Genomic DNA, 17938 nt, shown 5'->3' with positions numbered 1-17938 from the left:
GTTAACCGCCGGAAGGTATCGATCTTGGTGGTTGTCACGTAATTTGATCATTCGTGTCTACTGAGGACGAGAACGATGAGACGGGCTTCCTGTCAGCGAGGCAGGTCGCGGCGTATGGGCAGTTTGATGGGCCTCCGCCGGTGGAGGATCTGGAGCGGTTCTTTTTCCTCGATGACGCCGATCGGTGGATGCTGGAGGTACGGCGCGGGGACGCTAACCGGCTCGGGTTCGCGTTGCAGCTCACGACGGTGCGGTACTTGGGCACGTTCCTGGACGACCCGCTTGATGTGCCGACGGTGGTGCTGGACGAGCTCGCGGCGCAGTTGAAGATCGCGGACGCCTCGTGTGTGAAGACCTATGTCGAGCGGGCGAACACGAAGTGGGAGCACCGCCGGCAGATCGCGGCGGAGGACGGGTGGCGGGAGTTCGCCGAGGTCCGGAACGAGCTGTGCGCGTGGATTGATCATCGGGCGTGGACGACGGGCGCGGGCCCGAAGGCGATCTTCGAGGGTGTGCTGGCGTGGCTGCGGGCGCGGCGGGTGCTGCTGCCGGCGGTGCGGGAGCTGGAGCGGCTGGTGGCCACGGTGGTGCGCCAGGCGCACGGCCGGCTGTGGACGACCCTCGCACAGATGGTGTCCGCGCAGCAGGCCGCAGTGCTGCTGGACCTGGTCGAGGTGGATGAGGGTCAGCGGGTGTCGAAGCTGGAGAAGCTGCGCCAGAGCCCGGTTGACCGCACAGGTAAGGCTCTCGCCGGGGCGTTGCGGCGGGCTTTCGAGGTGAGGACGATCGGGCTGGGCGCCACCGATGTCGGCGCGGTGCCGCAGCGGCGGGTGGTGGACCTGGCCAGGCGCGGCATGTCGGCGAACGCCACGGATCTGCGGCGCACGAGCCCGTACGACAAGCGGCTGGCCACCTTGCTCTCCACGGTGCTGTATCTGGAGGCGAAGGCCGTTGACGACGCCCTGGAACTGTTCGACCTGATCATGGCGAACGAGCTGCTGGCCCGTGCGGAACGGCAGTCGAACGCGGAGAAGGCCAAGCGGTACCCGCGGGTGGCCCGTGACGCCTCCAAGCTGGCCGCGGTGGTGGCGGTGCTGCTGGAGTCCGACGACTGGGGCGCGGACCTGTCGGTGACGCAGTTGTGGGACGCGATCGAGAACGTGGCCTCCCGCACGGAGCTGCGCGCCGCGGTGGACCGGGTGCACCAGGCCGCGCCACCGGACGCCGACCCGGACAGGGAGTGGCGGGAGGCGCTGATGGGCCGCTACCCCCTCGTCCGGCGGTTCGTGTGCCTGCTGGCCACCACGATCGAGTTCGGGGCCACCACGGATGCGGCGGAGGTGCTGTATGCGCTGACGGCCCTGCCGGACCTGCTGGACGCCAGTCCGACCAAGCGGGTGCCGGCCGGCTACCTAGACGCCCGCAAGATCTCGATGGAGATGATCACGCCGGGGTGGCGCGAGCTGGTGCTGCGCAAGGACCGCCCGGCTGAGACGGTGGACAAGGTCGCCTACGTGTTCTGTGTCCTGGACCAGTTTCACCAGCGGCTGCGCCGCCGCGACATCTTCGCTGCCGCCTCCTCCCGCTGGGCTGACCCGAGGGCGCTGCTGCTGTCCGGGGAGACGTGGGAGGAACGCCGCGAACAGCTCCTCGACTCCCTCCAGATCCCCGGCGAGCCGGGCGACCTGCTCGCCGCCTACGCGGCGGAGCTCGACGGCATGTGGCAGTACATGGCCACCCGCGTCGAAGCCGGCGATGTGACCGTGGACGGCGAGGGCCGGGTGCACGCTGCCGCGGTGCAGGCCGTCGCACGGCCAGATTCGCTGAACGAGCTGCGGGACCGCTGCCAGGACATGATGCCTGAGGCCGACATCGGCGACATGCTCCTGGAGGTGATGGGCTGGCTCCCGGAGTTCGCCGCCGCCTACACCCACGTCTCCGGCGGCGCCCGCCTGGATGAGGGCATGGACCTGACCCTGGCCGCCGTGCTGACCTCGCAGGCGCTCAACGTCGGCTGGAAGCCGGTGATCACGCCGGGCGACCCGGCGCTGAACCGCTCGCGGATCAGCCACGTGTACCAGAACTACGTGCGCGCGGAGACCCACGCCGCCGCGAACGGGGCACTCATCGCAGGCCAGGCCGGGGTTCCCACGGCTGAGATCTGGGGCGGCGGCCTGGTCGCCGCCGTGGACGGCACCCGGTTCGTCGTGCCGGTCCGCTCGATCTACGCCCGCCCGAACCCGAAGTACTTCGGCCGCAAGAAGGGTGCCACCTACCTCAACATGATCAATGATCAGGGAGTGGGCATTGCCGGCATGGTGCTGTCCGGCACTCCGAAGGACTCGCTGTACGCGGTGGACCTGATGTACCGGCGCGACGGCGGGGTGCGGCCGGAAGTATTTGTCTCCGACACCGGGTCGTACTCCGACATGGTGTTCGGGATGCTCAAGCTCCTCGGTGTGGACTACCGGCCGGAGCTGGCCGGGCTGCCGGACCAGAAGCTGTGGCGCATCGACCCGAACGCCGACTACGGGCACCTCGACGCCGCGGCCCGGGGGAAGATCGACCTGGCGAAGATCAAACGGCACTGGGATGACATCTGCCGGATCGTCGCCTCCGTGCACTGCGGGGCGATCAGTGCCTCCGACGTGATGCGGATGCTCCAGCACGGCGGCCAGCCCACCCAGCTCGGCGACGCCCTCGCCCATTTCGGCAGGATCTTCAAGACACTGCACGTCTTGTCTTACGCTGACCGCGAGTCCTACCGCCGCGACATCAAGTGGATCCGCAACCTCCAGGAGGAACGTCACAGCCTGGCCAAGCATGTCTTCCACGGCCGCAAGGGCGAGCTCCGCGAGGCGTACCACGCCGGGATGGAAGACCAGCTCGGCGCGCTCGGCCTGGTCGTCAACGCCATCACGCTGTGGAACACGGTGTACCTGGACATGATTCTCAACAGGCTGCGTGCTGAGGGGTACCCCGTTCGCGAGGCCGACGTCGCCCGCCTGCACCCCTACTGGCACCGGCACATCAACGTCGCAGGGCACTACAGTTTCACCCCGCCCGCCCTCGGCGCTGACGGCCGCCGCGCGCTGCGTGACCCGGGCACCGGCGATAGGTAGAACTGAGCCGGCCGGGCCGGCCCCCCACTCGGGTCCGTGCCACCAGCCGCAAAGTAGCTCCGCGTGACGGGTTGGGATGGCGATAGCCGATCATCGCCGGTCGCGACAGGACTGGGTGACGGCGTGCCCGGCTGTATCTCGACGAAGAGCGCCGCTGGTTTGACCTTGACGCTGCGTCAACTTCTAGCATCGGGGCCATGTCGATCACTGTTCTTGACACCTACGCCACCATGCGGCAAATCCTGCTGTCCCCGGTCGCGGACCGCGTTGACCTGCTGCGTTCGATGCTGGAGGCCAACAAGGGTATGTACCGCTACCACCCAGGCGAGCTCGACCTGGTAGCCGTACACCTCCAATCGTCCGGGTTCCCCATCGACCGCGACGAGGAACGTTGCCTGGAGGCGCTCGAAACCCTGGCAGCGGCCGGGGCCTGGGAGCGGATGCAACGCGCGCTCGACCACGCTCTCGCCATACTGCTGGAGGCGACACCGGGGCTGGAGGCCCCGGACATCACCGTGCTGTTCGTCCTCGGCGATCCGGGTGACGAACACTTCATGGGTCCCTGCAAAGGATTGACCGGGTTCGGCGGCATCTCGGGCAACATCGCCATCACGTTCTGGCCCTTCCCCGAGAACGTGGAGCGGCTGGAGGCCACCGCCGTGCACGAGCTCAATCACAACCTGCGGTGGAGTCCGGGCGGGGTGGTGTGGGACCCGATGACCGTCACGGTCGGCGAGCACATCGTCGGCGAGGGCCTGGCCGACGCCTTCGCCCGCCAGCTCTACGGCGACGAGCTCGGCCCCGCCCGCATCGGTGTGCCGCACCTGCACGACGACGAGGTCTTCGCCAAAGTGCTCACCGGGCTCGATGTGACAGGCATGCAGAACTTCACCGCCTGGGTGCACGGCGACCCAGGCGCGGAGCACCTCGGCGTCACCCCGGTGGGACTGCCGATGGGCGCGGGGTACGCTGCGGGCAACCGGCTGGTCGACACCTACCTGGCGGCGACCGGGCAGACGGCGGCCCAAGCCCTGCACGCCGACGCCTCGGAGATCATCGCGACCACTCTCCGCCTCGGGTAACACTGGAACGATGGAGTGGACGATCCAGGAACTCGCGGCGAGAGCCGGCATCACCAGCCGGACCCTGCGTCACTACGACCGCGTCGGGCTCCTGGCCCCATCCCGGGTCGGCGCGAACGGGTACCGCTACTACGACCCCACGGCGGTCGCCCGGCTCCAGCGGATCCTGCTCATGCGCCGGCTCGGCATGGGCTTGCCGGCCATCGCCGAGGTCCTGGCCGAGGAGGTGGACGCGCTCGACGGGCTCCGCGCCCACATCGCCGCGTTGGAAGAGGAACGGGACCGCATCGAACGGCAGGTCCGGTCTGTGCGTCACACTCTCGAGGCGCTGCAGGCGGGGGTGGAACCGCGGATGGATGTCATGTTGGCGGGGTTCAATGACCTCTACAAGGACGAGGTGATCTCACGTTGGGGCGAGCACGCGTTCCAGGTGAGCAACGACTGGTGGCACGGCAAGAGCCTCGACCAGCAGCGGGCCTGGAAGCAGGACACCGAGGACCTCGTCGCCGCATGGGTTGCCGCAGCGAAGGCCGGAGCTTCGCCGACATCGGAACACGCTCAGTCGCTGGCCGCCCGGCACGTCCGGTGGCTGAGTCAGATCCCGGGCACCCCCACCGCCGAGGGCGACCGGGAGCGCTCGATCGAGATGGTGAACGGCATCGGGGACATGTTCGTCGACGACCCCCGCTTCGCCGCCATGTACGACGACGAGGCGGGGGCGAGGTTCGTCCGCGACGCGCTCCACACGTACGCACATACCCGGATGTAGCTCGCGTGGTTCGCAGAAATGGTCATTTCTGCGAGAGGTGCCAGCGGGGGTCCGGCCAAGATAACGGGAAAAGGGGGTAGCAGGACCAATCCGGAAGAAAACAACGTTTTCGTGATCTTGGATTGATGTTGTGGTCTGACGTGGGTAGGTGTGGCTGTCAGAGCGGCAGGTATTCGCGGATCTTTCCGCGCTGATGCGGCCGGGGATCATCGAGAGCGAGGCCGAGGGTTGGGAACTTGCGGGCGATCTCGACCTCGGTCAGCGGGCCGGTGAGCGGGGCGTCGTAGTAGCCGCGGTCATCAGGCGTCCACTGACCACCGGGTTTGACCGCGCGTACCCGGGCCACAGTGCCGTCGACGACGAACACGAATGCCTTCACCTTGGCGATCCTCGACGGCGCGATCGGGTACCACTTGCGGTCGGCCTCTAGCTGGACCTTCTCGCCTTGGCCGGTCTCGCCGTACCGGCGCAGCGTCTCGGGGTCGATCTTCGGTTTGCTGTTGCGGTAGACGACCAGGGCGCAGTCACGGCCGTCCTTGTGCGCGGACAGGTGCCTAAACATCGTCGAGCGAGTCACGCCGAACGTCTCGGCGATCTCCTCCACCGTGTGCTCGCCGCTGTCGTACATGTGCTGCGCCTGGTCGAGTTGGCGCTGGGTCAGCTTGGTCGGCCGCCCGCCGACCCGGCCCCGTGCCCGCGCCGACGCCAAGCCCTCCAGGGTCCCCTCGACGATGGCCTCGCGGTCGAACTCGGCGAGCGCGGCCATGAACCGGAAGAACAGCCGACCGATCGGGGTGGAGGTGTCGATGCCCTGCTCCAGGACCACGAAGTCGACGTTGTTCGACTCGAACCAGTCGGCCAGATCGAGGAGGTGGCGGTGGCTGCGTCCGATGCGCCGCAACCGGGTGACCTTGAGCTGGTCGCCCTCGCCCAGCTTGTCGAGGAGGGCGTCGAGCTTGGGGCGCGAGGACAGCTTCCCGGAGATCTTCTCGATCACGATGTTGCCCGGGTCGACGCCGGCCTTGACGAGGGCGTCGAACTGCGACTCGGGATTCTGCTCCCGGGTGGACACCCGGGCGTAGCCGTACATGGTCATCCGAGCGGCCTCCCAGGCGTGAGCAGTCTCGCAAACGGTCATCAGGAAAGGTTTTGCAACGTTGATGGAGAGACAGCTTTTCGGGACTGATCCTGCCTGGATCGGCCGCTCACGTCAAATGGGTCCGGTAAACGATCGTTTTAAAGACCCATTAGAAAAGGGTCGGCACCACAACCACGGCGACCAAGATCATCCTTAGCGCCAGTTTTCGCAAGATCGTCAGTCACGGGCCGGCACCTGTTCGTCAACCGCGACGGCCTGCGCCGGGCCATCGCGGCCGTGGTGGGCGAAACCCTGCGCGGACGTGACCCGCGCTGGTGGGGCGACGGCACCGCATGCGCGTCGGACTCGAAGAAGTTCCGGTCGTGGGAGTCGAACCTGATGACCGAGTGGCACGCCCGCTACGGCGGTCCCGGTGTGATGATCTACTGGCACGTCGAACGCAAGAGCGTGTGCGTGTACTCGCAGCTCAAGACCTGTTCCTCCAGTGAGGTGGCGGCGATGATGGAGGGCCTGATCCGGCACGCCGCCGACGTCGACTCGCAGATCACCGCGAACTACACCGACACGCACGGCGCCTCGGTGGTCGGGTTCGCGTTCACGCACCTGCTGGGCTACCGGCTGCTGCCCCGGCTGAAGAACATCGGCGCCGCGCGGCTGTACCGGCCGGCCGACGGTGCCACCTACCCTGGCCTGGAGCCGGTGCTGACCCGGGCGATCAACTGGGACCTCATCACCCAGCAATACGACCAGATGATCAAGTACGCGCGGGCGTTGCAGCTCGGCACCGCAGAGGCCGAACAGATCCTGCGCCGGTTCCACGCACGCGGCCCGAAGCACCCCACCCTCGCCGCGATCGAGGAACTCGGCCGCGCCGTGCGGACGGCGTTCATCGCCGACTACCTCGCCGACCCCGCGCTGCGCCGCGAAATCCACGAAGGGCTCCAGGTCGTCGAGCAGTGGAACTCGGCAAACGTGGCCATCCACTACGGCCGCGAAGCCGAACTGCCCGGCGCCGACCGGGAAGCGCAGGAGATCTCCATGCTCGCCCTGCACCTGCTCCAGTCCGCGCTCGTGCTGGTCAACACCCGCATGGTCGACCGGGTCCTCGACGACCCGGACTGGGCCGGTCGGCTCACCGAGCACGATCGGCGCGGGCTGACCCCGCTGTTCTGGTCCAACGTCGCCCTACACGGCACGTTCACACTCGACCTGGACAAGAGGCTGGACTACGACCGCAGGCACCCAGCTAAACCGGGCCCGGTACAGCAGTAGGCCTCCCGTCGGCATCGAGGACGATCACGCTACGGCCGCCGTCGCCGCGGCCCGGGCACGCTCCAACACCCGGTACACCGTCTGCCGCGACACCTCGAACAACTCGGCCAGTTCGGCGACGGTGTGCTCCCCGGCGGCATGCAGCTTGAGCAGATGCGCCTGCCGGGTGGCCGACAGCTTCGGCGCCCGTCCCTTGAGTTTGCCCTTGGCCCGGGCGATGGCCATGCCCTCCCGGGTCCGCATCCGCAGCAGGTCGACCTCGAACTCGGCGAAGGTGGCCAGGATGTTGAAGAACATCTTGCCCATCGGGTCGGTCGGGTCGTAGACCATCGTGCCCAGCTGCAGCCGGATGCTGCGCGCGGCGAGGGAGTCACCGATCTGCCGGGCGTCCGGCACGGACCGGGCAAGCCGGTCGAGCTTGGGCACCACCAGGGTGTCGCCGGGCCGCACGGCGGCGAGGGCCTGGTCCAAGCCGGGCCGGGCGCGGGTGGTGCCGGAATACGCCCGGTCGAGGTAGATCCGTTCGGCCGGCACCCCGAGGTCGAGCAAGATCTGCCGGTTCGCTTCCAGGTCCTGCTTGTCGGTGGAGCAGCGGGCGTATCCGATCAGCACGGCGGTCACGGCCGGCAGCGTAACGTATAGCCCCCCATCACCGGACAGGCCACCGGACACCCTATCTGTGACAATGCTCGTCGCTGGTAGGCGCGTTTCGCGTCACGGCCACCCGCGTGTCCGTTGAGGGTTCGGCTAACGGACACCCCGACGGCCGACATCACCCAATCAAGATCAAGTATTTGGCGGGCTGGGACAGCTACCCAAGCGAGGGGCCGTCACGCGGGCCTGGCACTGGGGGCCGTGCGACCCGTCCGGCTTCGCCGCGATGGGTGTCGCCGAAACCCTCCTGCACACCCACGACATCACCGAGGGCCTTGACATCCCCTGGCGGTTACCGGAACCGCTCGCCGCCCAGGTACTGGGCCGACTCTTCCCGGACGCCCCCGACGGCGGTTCGGCCGAGGTGCTGCTCTGGATGACCGGTCGGGGCGACCTCGACGGCCGACCCCACCGCACGGCATGGAGCTGGCGGGCCGCCGTCGCCTGAGCGAGTCCACCGAGCAAGCGGAGGTGACGTCCCCACCGAAAAAGGAAGACCATGTCCACCGATGAGCGGCTGCGGCGCAACACACGACGCAGATGGCCTTGGGGAACATCGGTACAGCCGTTGACGCAGAGAACGATCATGGGCGTTTAGGCCCTCCACTCGGGAAGCTGCGATAAGACCCAGGTAGCCCTGCATAGTAATCACTGCGTCCTGTGACCAGCGTTCGGTGTGGAATTTGACGTGGTGCTCCATGTTGCGCTTGGTTCGCAGACGGCCGGCTGCTGGCCGCCAACCCCGGCCCGGTCCGGGCGCTTGTGGTCGAGTCGGTCGCCTGCCCGGCGATCCGCAAGGTACGGGCCGAGTGCCCTACGGCGTGGGCCCAGCTGATGGAGGCGCTGGTGGCCGAGCGCCGCCCCGACCGGCCGGTACCGCCGATGGCCGGCACCGCCGCGGTCGGGGCGGTAGTGCATCTTCTGGCCACCGCCGTCGAGGAGGGCCGGGACCTGTCCTCGATGAGCGGCATCCTGGCCGACAGCTCCTATCGTCTGCTGCCGGCCTGACGGCCCGGCCTCACTTCAGGTGCCGGGCGAAGAACCTGTTCCCGGCGTCCCCCTCGAACTGCGGGACGCCGGTGTGCCCGCCCATATTGGCGTGCAGCGTCTTCTCCTTGGAGCCGAAGGCGTCGAACAGGTCCAGGGCCAGCTGCCGGTCGTTTCCTTCGTCGTCCCACTGCAGCAGGACCTGCAGCGGAATGGTGACCTGCCGGGCCTCCTCGAACATGGTGCGGGGCACGAAACTCCCGGCGAACAGAAGGGCGGCCGAGATGCGCGGCTCGACCACCGCCAGCCGGAGGCCGATGGCGATCACCCCTCCCGAGTACCCGACCGGGCCGCCGATCTCGGGCAGCGAAAGGAGGGCGTCCAGGGCGGCCCGCCATTCCGGGACAGCCTTGTCGACCAGTGGGAGGACGAGCCGGTCGACGATATCGTCGTCGACCGGCTCGCCGGCCTCCAGCGCCCGGCGCAGGTCGGCGCGGGCCTCCTCGGCGGCGGCGGAACGGGGCCGGTCACCGCCCCCGGGGAGCTCGATGGTGGCCGCAGCGAAGCCCTCCGCCGCGCAGTGCCGGGCCCGGGCCACCAGTCGGGGGTACATCCTGTGCAGTCCGCCGGGGTGGCCAACCAGGATCAGCGGCGCCGGTGCCGATGCGGATGCGGATGCGGGCGTCCACAGGATGCCGGGGATCTCGCCGAGGGTGAATTCGCGTTCGAGGACACCGTCGTCGAGGCGCTGTTCAGAAGTGAATCGCATGGTCGTGCCTTTCGGGAGTGCTCGTGAACGGCGCTCCCGGACGACCTATCGCCCGACCGTGACCCCAGAGGGGAGCACCCATGTCGATACGTTCACGGGTACCACCTCCTCGTTCTCTCGCACGGCCTCCAGAAGGCTAGCAGTGGTCGCCGTGGTCGCCAACGGGTTTTGCGGAGGCTCCATGGCCGGATGCCACGGAGCCACTCGCCTCAAGGCTAACGACGTGTAGTTAAGGGCTTCGGGCCTGTGACGTAATCGCAGCGTGGCGAAATCGGAACACTACGCAGAGCTACTTGGGGTCTCGTCGCAGCTTCCCGTCGCCACTCTGACCCGCGAGCACGGCGTCAGCCACGGCGCCGTCCGCACGGCGATCGCCGACCTCATGCCCGAACACACCGCCGCCGACAACGAGGACGCCCCGGCCCCGGAGCTGCCGGTCACCCTCGACATGCCGGGCAAGATTGCCGACTTCCTCCGTGCCGCCGAGCTGGAGCCCAACGAGCGGTCCGCGCTCGACCACGGCGTGACCGTACGGCGCGGCCAGGGCTACACCTGCGCGTCAGCGCCGCGCCCGCAGTTCACCGCCAGCTCCTCGAACGCTGCCAGCCCCTCGACGGCACCCACGGCACCCCGGCGATCCCGGCACAGCGCAGGGCCCGCCGCGAATACGCGAACCGTGTCAACGCCCTTCCGGCTACAGCCGGACCATGATCGTTCTCAGCGCCAACGGCTGTACCGATGTTCCCCACGGCCGGCAGACGGGCGAATTGTCGAGCACTGGGACACGCCGCCGGCAGCGGACTCAGCCTCGGCGCCGCCAGGGCAGACGCCACCGCCACCCACGTCGGGCGGTCACGGCGCGCGGTTGCTCCGCCGGCGCCGCCACGATACGCGCGGCAGCCCGCTCCCGCTCCGCGCGCCACCGGTCCACGATCTCGTCGGCGTTGACCGGCCGGACGACGACCCGAGGACCGTCCGGGTTACGCAGCCAGCCGACGATCTGCGCGTTGAGGTCGGCGACGAACGCCCGTACTGACTGCTCGGTCGGCAGGTCACGGACCTCGTCGGGGGCCTGCTCGACCTTCCTGCGCAGTTGCAGCGGCGTCGGCAGCAGCAGGTCGCTGGGCAGGGCCTCCCGCTCCAGGAAGCTCTTGATCCACCACGACTCGTCATACGGCAGGCCCCGCCCGGGGATCGGCTTGCCCATGCCCGGCAGGTTCTCGAACTCGCCGCGCTCCTGTGCGGTGCGGATCTGCGCCTCGACGGCTGCCTCCCACGCGCTGGTCATGCCGACACCTCCCCGTACCCCCACGGTAGCCACACCATTGGGACGGTTCAGCGCCCACGACCGGCCCGGCATTCCCGCGCCGGGCGGGCCGGGGCCGCGGGGCGTACATTCCCCGCAGGGTCGACGGAGGAGGACGCCGTGCGCGACTGGTTGGTCGGCCTCGGGGTGGCGGTGGTCTGCCTGCTTGCCAGTTGGGCGCTGCTGGTGCTGCTCGCCCGGCGGCTACCCCCGGGCATCCTGCGGGACCTGGCGGCGTTCATTCCCGACTGCCTGACCACGGTGCGTCGACTGCGCGCCGACCCTCGGGTCCCCCGCCGGGCGAAGGTCGCCATCGTGGTGGCGGGGATCTGGCTGGCCAGCCCGATCGACCTCATCCCGGAATTCCTGCCGGTCATCGGCCCGCTGGACGACATCGTGGTGGTCGCCCTCGCGCTGCGCTACGCCGGTCGGCAGGTGCCCCGCGAGGTGCTGCTGGCCGCCTGGCCCGGTGAGCCCCGCCTGCTGCTGCGCCTGCTCGGCCCGGCTCCCGCGTCCACCCCCACACCGCCGGTCGGGTGAGCGTCGACACTCTGCTGGTCGCCTCGGCGGCGGCGTGCGGCCTGGCGTTGCTGTCCGCGGTGACCGGTTTCGGCGGCGGTGTGCTGCTGCTGCCGGTCTTCACCGCCCTGTTCGGGCTGCGGGTCGCCGTGCCGGTGCCCACCCTGGCGCAGCTGTCCAGCAACGGCGCCCGGGTGTGGCTCAACCGCCGCGAGCTGCACTGGCCGCTGACCGGGCGGTTCGCCCTCGGCGCGGTGCCGTTTGCCCTGGCCGGGGCGCTTGTGCTGGCCCACGCTCCGCTGGCGGCGCTGAAGCGGCTGCTGGGCGTGTTCCTGCTGGTCGTGGTGGCCTGGCGGCGGTGGAAACCCCGACCGGAGCGCCCCGGGGAACGGACCTTCACCGTGGTCGGCGCGGCGTCCGGCCTGGGTTCGGCGCTGCTCGGCTCGGTCGGCCCGTTGACCGCGCCGTTCTTCCTCGCGTACGGGCTGACCCGGGCCGCGTACGTCGGCACCGAGGCGCGGGGGCGCTGACCCTGCACCTGTCCAAGACCGTCGGGTACGCCGCCGACGGTCTGCTGGACGGGCAGGTGCTGCTGCTGGGTGTCGCGCTGACCCCGGCGACGCTGCTCGGCGCCGCGCTGGGCCGGCGCGTGGTGGCCCGGATCAGCGACCGGCTCTTCGTCGTGCTGGTCGAGGCGGGTCTGGTCGCCGCCGGGTCGCTGTTCCTCGTCGGCTGGTGAGCCTCAGGCCCGCCAGCGGACGTGCCGGTGCCCGTCGAGGGGGAACGGCGGCCGGGCGGGCAGCACCTCGACGAAGGCGTACCCGGTCTTCTCCGCCACCCGGCAGGATGCCGGGTTGTCGAGCTCGTGCAGCAGTTCAAGGCGGGTCAGCCCGCCGGCCGCGAACCGGGTGAACGCCCACGCCGTGACGGCCTCCAGCGCGCGCGGCGCCACCCCGCGCCCGCGGGCGTCGGCCGCCGTCCAGTAGCCCACCTCCGCGTCCGCCCGCCCGGGCACCACGTCCTTGAGCAGGATGTTCGCCACCAAACGGCCGGCGTCGCCGTCGGGGTGCGACTCCTGGACGGCGAAGCTGAACCACCGGCCGGCCGCCCAGCCCTGCCGGTGGCGGGCCAACCACCGCCGGGCCTCGGCTGGGGTGGTCAGGGGATGGCGGGTGCGGGCCCGTAGCACCGGATCGCGGTACACCTCCAGCAGGGCGTCGACGTCGTCGTCCCGCCACGGACGCAGGACGAGTGTGGGGGCGGACGCGGTGGCGGCGGCTCGCAGGGTCACGGACACCCGTGCAGTTTCACCCGGGACCACCCCACCCGGCAGCCCCCGACCGGGCCGGTCTCGGCGGTGCCCACTGCGACCCGGCCGGCGGCAGGGGGCGTAGGGTCGCCGCGGGACGGGGAGGTGGGTGCCGTGGTCACGGTCGGCGCGCTGGTGGGGATCGGTCTGGTGGCGCTGGGTCTGGTGCTGACGCCCGGGCCGAACATGGTCTACCTGGTATCCCGGTCGGTCACCCAGGGCCGCCGCGCCGGGCTGGTGTCCCTGCTCGGGGTGGCGGTCGGGTTCCTGGTCTACCTGGCCGCCGCGGTGGCCGGCATCGCCACGGTCTTCGTGTTGGTGCCGCCGCTGTACACGGCGGTGAAGTTGGCCGGCGCGGCGTACCTGCTCTGGCTGGCCTGGCGGACGTTGCGGCCGGGCGGACGTTCGGCCTTCACCCCGACGGCACTGCCGCCGGACCGGCCGCGGCGGCTGTTCAGCATGGGCCTGGTCACCAACCTGCTCAACCCGAAGATCGCCATCCTGTACGTGTCGCTGCTGCCCCAGTTCGTCGACCCGGTACGCGGCAACGTGGCGGTGCAGAGCCTGCTGCTCGGCCTCACCCAGATCGTGATCGCGCTGACCGTCAACGCGCTGATCGTGCTCACCGCCGGTTCGGTGTCGGCATTCCTGGTCCGCCGGCCCGGCTGGGCGCGGGCGCAGCGGTACGTGATGGGCAGCGTGCTGGCCGGCCTCGCGGTGCGCATCGCCGCCGACCGCTCCCGGGCCGCCGTCGCCACCGGCTGAGCGGCACCCCGGCGCAGGCTCGGCTGGGACGTGACAGAGCCGACGACGGCAGCCCGGCCGCTACACGCGGGCGCGCCTCGGCTTGTCGGAGGCGTACTCCTTCGGCCGGGTCCGGTTGGCGTCGACACCGACCAGGTCGGCGAACCGGGGGTCGACGGCGAGCAGGGGCCGCGGCCCGAACAGCGCCATCGCGGTCAGCAACTCCTCGCTGCCGCGCCCGCTCCACGTCGGCCGCCGCGCGGGCGCGAGGTCGGCGTGGACCCGCCGCCGCTGCCGCAGCAGACGCCGCGCGGCCGCGCCGGTCTCCGGCACCTCGGTCAACCACCAGCCCGTCAGCAGGGTCGCCATGCAGGACAGCAGGAGCCCCGCCACCGAGGCGGGTCCACCGGCGTCGCGCGCCTCGACGGCGCTCTCCACCAGCCGGATCACCCCGACGGCGGCCACCAGGAACAGCGGCGCCACACTCCAGGTCATCCGCCGCCGCTGTGCCGGGGTGAGCAGCCAGCCGTCCCGGACGAGCCGGGCCACCAGCCGCCGCAGGGCCCGCGACACCGCCGGATCGGCCAGCACCGCCGCCCAGGTCTGCGGCCCGCGTAGCGCGGCGTGGATCGCCCGGACCAGCGGCGCCGACGACGCCGGGGGCGGACCGTCGACCACAAGTGTGGCGAGGTCGCCGACGCGGACGACTCCGGCTCGCCGCAGCGCGGCGACGCCGACCTGGCAGGCCAGCACGGCGCGGTCGGTGAGGTAGGCCAGTTCGATCGGTCCCGGTTCCTTGCCTCGGGTACGCCGCCCGGTCGCCCAACGGGTCGACAGGGCGATCAGCAGCGCCCCGGCGACCGCGATCGTGTAGTCGACGAGGAAGCGCTGACCACCGATCCCCCACAGCATGGCGACAAGTATGAAACGAAGGACCCGGACGGCGACCGTGCGCGGTGGTGGCGTACCTCACGCTCCCAGCCGCCCGGCGGGTGCCGTCGGCGGACCGCACGGCCCGCGCCGCGGACTGACCGCCCCGGTCGCCGCACTAGACTTCCGCCTCGATGGACGCTCAGCCCGCCCCCGCCGACATCCGACCCTGCGCCCACTGTGGGCGGGAAGTGCCGCAGCGTGCCGGCGCCGGCCGGCCGTTCCGCTACTGCCGGGACAACGACGGCGCCTGCCAGCGGGCCTCCCGCAACTCCCGGATGCGCCACCGCAACGCCCCCGGCCTGCCCGGCCAGGTGGCCCGCACCTGGGAGGCGGTGGACCGCCTCGACCAGATCGTGGAGACGCTGACCGAGGCGCTGCACGCCGAACTCTCCACGGTGGGGGTGCAGCGCCAGCTCGCGCAGGTGCGCGCCGAGACCGCCGCTGAGGTGGCGCAGGCGCACACCGAACGGGACGAGGCCCGCCGGGACACCGAGACGGCCACCGCCGAGGCCACCCGCGCCCGGCAGGAGACCCGCGCCGCGACCACGGACCGCGACGCCGCCCTGGCCGAGGCCGAGCAGGCCGGCGCGCGGGCCGCCGACGCGCGGGAACACGCCGGGCAGGCCGAGACGGACCGGGACGCCGCCCGCCGGGACGCCAGCGCCGCCGAGGCGCTGCGGGTGCAGGCCGAACGTGACCGCGACGCCGCCCGCCACGAGCTGCGCACGCTGCGCGCCGAACGGGACACCGAACGGCAGCGCGCCGCCGACCTGACCGTCGAGCGGGACACCGCCCGCGCCGACGCCGAACGGGCCACCGCCGCCGCCGGTGACGCACTGCGCCAGGCCGAGCGGGCCACCGCCGAGGCCACGCGGGCGCGTACCGAAACCGACCGGCACGCCGAGCAGGCGCGGCGGGCCCGCGCGGAGGCTGAGGCCGCGACCCGGGACCGGGACGCCGCGCGGACGGCGGCCGACGCGGCCCGCAAGGAGACCGCCGCGGTGACGGTCCGCGCCCGCGAAGAGTTGGCCGCTGCGGCCGGGCAGCGCGACACCCTGATCGCGGAGTTGGCCGCGACGCGGCAGGCTGGCGCCGCCGCGCAGGCCCGGCTGGCCGAGATCGAGGTACGCCTGCGCGCCGCCGAGGCCGACCGCGACGCCGCCCAGCGACGTATGGCGCAGCTCGCCGACCAGGTCAGCGACCTGGCCGCCGCGTTGGCCCGGCTCGGCGCGCCACCTCAGGCGGGCTGACCGGCCGGTGCGGCCTCGACCTGCACCCGGGTGTCGTGGAAGGTCGGGCCGCCGCCGAGGTCGGTGTCGCGGACGCCGGTGACCGCGTTGACGGTGGCGCTGCCGGGGCTCAGCCGCGCCCAGTACGCCTTGTAGGTGAACGCCAGCCCCGCTCGGGTGGCGTCGTCCACGGCGACGGTGGCGAGGAACGCGCCCCGGTCGTTGTGCACCCGCGCCGCGTCCCCGTCGACCAACCCGCGGGCCGCCGCGTCGTCGGGGTGCAGGTGGATGCGAGGCGGTCCGGTGCGGTCGCGGTGCCAGGGCAGCGACGCGAAGGTGGAGTTCATGAAGAACCGGCCGGCCGGGGAGATCAGCGCCAGCGGGAAACGCCGCGCCAGCTCCGGGTCGGCGGCCTCGGCGGGCGGGGTGTAGCCGACGAGCGGGTCGACGCCCTGCGCGGTGAGCCGCGGATCGTACAGGCGCGCCCGCCCGTCGGCGGTGGGGAAGCCGCCCTTGGCGTACGGGGCGGAGCCGACGGCGACACCGGTGGCCCGCGCGTACGTGCGCTCACGTAGCTCCTCGACGCTGACGCCGGTGCCGTCGAGCAGTTGCCGGACCAGGTCCTCGTCGCTGTCCCGCAGGCGCGGATGCTCCAGCCCGAGGGCGGCGGCGATGCGCCGGAAGATCTCCGTGTTCGGCAGCGCCTCCCCGGGCGGGGCGACCGCCGGCGGGTTCAATGTGGCGTAGTGGTGGCCGTAGGAGGTGTGCAGGTCGAGGTGTTCGGGCTGCATGGTGGCCGGCAGCACCACGTCGGCCCAGTCGCAGGTGTCCGTCCACCGCTGTTCCAGCACGACGGTGAACAGGTCCGCCCGGCCCAGCCCTCGCCGCAGCCGGGTCTGGTCGGGGGCGGTCGCGGCCGGATTGGCGTCGAAGACCACCAGCGAGGTGACCGGTGGGTCGGCCTCGCCGGTCAGTGCGGCGGCGAGACGGCTCATGTTGATCGAGCGGGCCGGCGGGGCGGGCATGTCCGGCGGCGTGGCCACCCGGCCGGGGTCGATGATGTGGTGACCGGAGGTGGTGCACAGCGCGCCGCCGCCCGGGTACCGGAAGTCCCCGGTGACCAGCGGGATCGCGCTGATCGCGCGGACCGCCTGCCCGGCGCCGGCGTGCCGTTGCAGGCCCAGCCCGACCCGGATGGCGGTGGGCCGGGTGGTGGCGATCCGCTCGCCGAGCCGGCGGACCACGTCGACGTCGAGGCCGCACTCGGCGGCGGCACGGTGCACCGGCCACTCGTCGAGGCGGGCGTCGAGGCGCTCCCAGCCGACGGTGTGCGCGGCCAGCCATTCCCGGTCGGCGGCGCCGAGGTCGCGGACGTGGCGCATCAGGCCGAGCGCCAGGGCGGCATCGGTGCCGGGCAGCGGCGCGACGTGCTCGTCGCTGCGGGCGGCCGTGTCGGTGCGCAGCGGGTCGATGGTCACCACGTACGCGCCGCGGGCCTGCGCCTCGCGGACGAACGGCCAGTGGTGCAGGTTCGTCGAGAGCAGGTTCGCGCCCCACAGCACGATCAGTTTCGCCTCGACGATGGATTCCGGTTCGAAACCGACCGATCCGCCGTAGAGGGAGCCGAGGGCGGCGCGGGCGGCGGCGGTGCAGATGGTGGTGCGCAACCGCGACGCGCCCAGGTGGGCGAAGAGCCGCGGCCCCATCGTCCAGCCCTGCACGAATCCCATCGTCCCGGCGAAGTAGTAGGGCAGGACCGCCTGCGGCCCGTCGCGGTCGATGCTGGCGCGCAGCCCCGCCGCGACCCGGTCGACCGCCTCGTCCCAGCTCGCCGGCCGGTACGACACCGGCCCGACCCCCTTCGGGCCGACCCGGACGAGGGGCCTGGTGAGTCGGTCGGGCCCGTTGACCGCGTCGAGGTAGCGGTTGACCTTGCCGCACAGCGCGCCCCGGGTGAACGGGTGGTCCCGGTCGCCGCGCAGCGCCACGGCCCGGCCGTCGGTGACGGTGAGCTGCCAGGCGCAGGTGTCCGGGCAGTCCAGCGGGCAGGCACCGGGGTGGGTCGTCGTACGGGCCATGGCGCGGATGCTATCCCCACCGCGCGGCGCGCGGCGGCCCCGACCGCCGCCGCACTGCTCGCCGGG

The 17938-nt window shown here is 71.4% G+C and carries 19 protein-coding genes; 11 read left to right on the top strand and 8 right to left on the bottom strand.

Translation table 11 applies throughout. The annotated features are described in order from the left end of the window. The first annotated feature begins 53 nt into the window (after positions 1–53). The 3 genes from ABZ807_RS17470 (at position 54) to ABZ807_RS17460 (ending at position 4973) form a co-directional block, all read left to right on the top strand. A complete protein-coding gene (locus ABZ807_RS17470) occupies positions 54–3122 on the top strand; it encodes a Tn3 family transposase (protein ID WP_357158361.1) in 3069 nt (1022 codons plus the stop codon). A gap of 197 nt (positions 3123–3319) precedes the next feature. Further along, positions 3320–4204: a DUF2268 domain-containing putative Zn-dependent protease gene (locus ABZ807_RS17465; RefSeq protein ID WP_357158358.1), complete on the top strand. Its 885-nt coding sequence runs from the start codon at positions 3320–3322 to the stop codon at positions 4202–4204. 10 nt (positions 4205–4214) lie between these two features. Further along, positions 4215–4973, top strand: a complete 759-nt coding sequence (locus tag ABZ807_RS17460) for a MerR family transcriptional regulator (protein WP_357158355.1) — start codon at positions 4215–4217, stop codon at positions 4971–4973. Between the two features lie 157 nt (positions 4974–5130). Here the strand turns inward: ABZ807_RS17460 and ABZ807_RS17455 are convergent, their stop codons facing one another. Further along, positions 5131–6111 (bottom strand): recombinase family protein, encoded by a 981-nt coding sequence (locus tag ABZ807_RS17455; protein WP_357158352.1) that lies wholly within the window; start codon positions 6109–6111, stop codon positions 5131–5133. 108 nt (positions 6112–6219) lie between these two features. On the opposite strand from ABZ807_RS17455, the gene ABZ807_RS17450 reads away from it, so the two are divergent. Continuing rightward, the gene (locus ABZ807_RS17450) at positions 6220–7344 is read left to right on the top strand and encodes a transposase (protein WP_357158701.1); all 1125 of its coding nucleotides are present in this window, start codon (positions 6220–6222) and stop codon (positions 7342–7344) included. 24 nt (positions 7345–7368) lie between these two features. Here the strand turns inward: ABZ807_RS17450 and ABZ807_RS17445 are convergent, their stop codons facing one another. Beyond that, the gene (locus ABZ807_RS17445; RefSeq protein WP_357158349.1) at positions 7369–7965 is read right to left on the bottom strand and encodes a recombinase family protein; all 597 of its coding nucleotides are present in this window, start codon (positions 7963–7965) and stop codon (positions 7369–7371) included. Between the two features lie 259 nt (positions 7966–8224). Here ABZ807_RS17445 and ABZ807_RS17440 point away from each other — a divergent pair, with 259 nt between their 5' ends. Next, a complete protein-coding gene (locus tag ABZ807_RS17440) occupies positions 8225–8446 on the top strand; it encodes a hypothetical protein (protein ID WP_357158346.1) in 222 nt (73 codons plus the stop codon). A gap of 314 nt (positions 8447–8760) precedes the next feature. Further along, a complete protein-coding gene (locus tag ABZ807_RS17435) occupies positions 8761–9006 on the top strand; it encodes a hypothetical protein (RefSeq protein WP_357158343.1) in 246 nt (81 codons plus the stop codon). A gap of 10 nt (positions 9007–9016) precedes the next feature. Here ABZ807_RS17435 and ABZ807_RS17430 read toward each other — a convergent pair whose 3' ends face one another. From ABZ807_RS17430 to ABZ807_RS17420, 3 genes are all read right to left on the bottom strand, one after another. Then, the gene (locus tag ABZ807_RS17430; RefSeq protein WP_357158340.1) at positions 9017–9754 is read right to left on the bottom strand and encodes an alpha/beta hydrolase; all 738 of its coding nucleotides are present in this window, start codon (positions 9752–9754) and stop codon (positions 9017–9019) included. Between the two features lie 289 nt (positions 9755–10043). Further along, positions 10044–10274 carry a hypothetical protein gene (locus ABZ807_RS17425; protein ID WP_357158337.1) on the bottom strand — a complete coding sequence of 77 codons (231 nt, stop codon included), beginning with the start codon at positions 10272–10274 and terminating at the stop codon, positions 10044–10046. Positions 10275–10556: 282 nt separating this feature from the next. Then, positions 10557–11042: a DUF1992 domain-containing protein gene (locus ABZ807_RS17420; protein WP_357158334.1), complete on the bottom strand. Its 486-nt coding sequence runs from the start codon at positions 11040–11042 to the stop codon at positions 10557–10559. Between the two features lie 138 nt (positions 11043–11180). Here ABZ807_RS17420 and ABZ807_RS17415 point away from each other — a divergent pair, with 138 nt between their 5' ends. The 3 genes from ABZ807_RS17415 to ABZ807_RS17405 are packed head-to-tail and all read left to right on the top strand — an operon-like array spanning position 11181 to position 12318. Then, complete coding sequence (locus tag ABZ807_RS17415) at positions 11181–11600, top strand: DUF1232 domain-containing protein (RefSeq protein WP_357158331.1); 420 nt, start codon at positions 11181–11183, stop codon at positions 11598–11600. Next, entirely contained in the window at positions 11597–12109 is a 513-nt protein-coding gene (locus tag ABZ807_RS17410; RefSeq protein WP_357158328.1) for a sulfite exporter TauE/SafE family protein, read from the top strand. The genes ABZ807_RS17415 and ABZ807_RS17410 overlap by 4 nt, the downstream gene beginning before the upstream one ends. A 56-nt stretch (positions 12110–12165) precedes the next feature. Beyond that, a complete protein-coding gene (locus ABZ807_RS17405; RefSeq protein WP_357158325.1) occupies positions 12166–12318 on the top strand; it encodes a hypothetical protein in 153 nt (50 codons plus the stop codon). A gap of 3 nt (positions 12319–12321) precedes the next feature. On the opposite strand, the gene ABZ807_RS17400 is transcribed toward ABZ807_RS17405, so the two are convergent. Continuing rightward, on the bottom strand, positions 12322–12876 hold the full coding sequence (locus tag ABZ807_RS17400) for a GNAT family N-acetyltransferase (RefSeq protein WP_357158322.1): 555 nt from the start codon (positions 12874–12876) through the stop codon (positions 12322–12324). Between the two features lie 126 nt (positions 12877–13002). On the opposite strand from ABZ807_RS17400, the gene ABZ807_RS17395 reads away from it, so the two are divergent. After that, positions 13003–13653: a LysE family translocator gene (locus ABZ807_RS17395; protein WP_357158319.1), complete on the top strand. Its 651-nt coding sequence runs from the start codon at positions 13003–13005 to the stop codon at positions 13651–13653. A 60-nt stretch (positions 13654–13713) separates the two neighbouring features. Here ABZ807_RS17395 and ABZ807_RS17390 read toward each other — a convergent pair whose 3' ends face one another. Further along, positions 13714–14544 carry a TIGR04222 domain-containing membrane protein gene (locus tag ABZ807_RS17390; RefSeq protein WP_357158316.1) on the bottom strand — a complete coding sequence of 277 codons (831 nt, stop codon included), beginning with the start codon at positions 14542–14544 and terminating at the stop codon, positions 13714–13716. 152 nt (positions 14545–14696) lie between these two features. On the opposite strand from ABZ807_RS17390, the gene ABZ807_RS17385 reads away from it, so the two are divergent. After that, a complete protein-coding gene (locus ABZ807_RS17385) occupies positions 14697–15815 on the top strand; it encodes a hypothetical protein (protein WP_357158314.1) in 1119 nt (372 codons plus the stop codon). On the opposite strand, the gene ABZ807_RS17380 is transcribed toward ABZ807_RS17385, so the two are convergent. Then, the gene (locus tag ABZ807_RS17380) at positions 15803–17872 is read right to left on the bottom strand and encodes a molybdopterin-dependent oxidoreductase (protein ID WP_357158311.1); all 2070 of its coding nucleotides are present in this window, start codon (positions 17870–17872) and stop codon (positions 15803–15805) included. The two genes, ABZ807_RS17385 and ABZ807_RS17380, sit on opposite strands and share 13 nt — an antisense overlap. Positions 17873–17938 lie beyond the last annotated feature (66 nt).

The sequence above is a fragment of the Micromonospora sp. NPDC047548 genome, from assembly GCF_040642975.1.
In the GTDB taxonomy this organism is placed as follows: Bacteria; Actinomycetota; Actinomycetes; order Mycobacteriales; family Micromonosporaceae; genus Micromonospora.
Note: the sequence above shows the minus strand (reverse complement) of the source record. Positions and strands in the feature narration are given on the sequence as shown.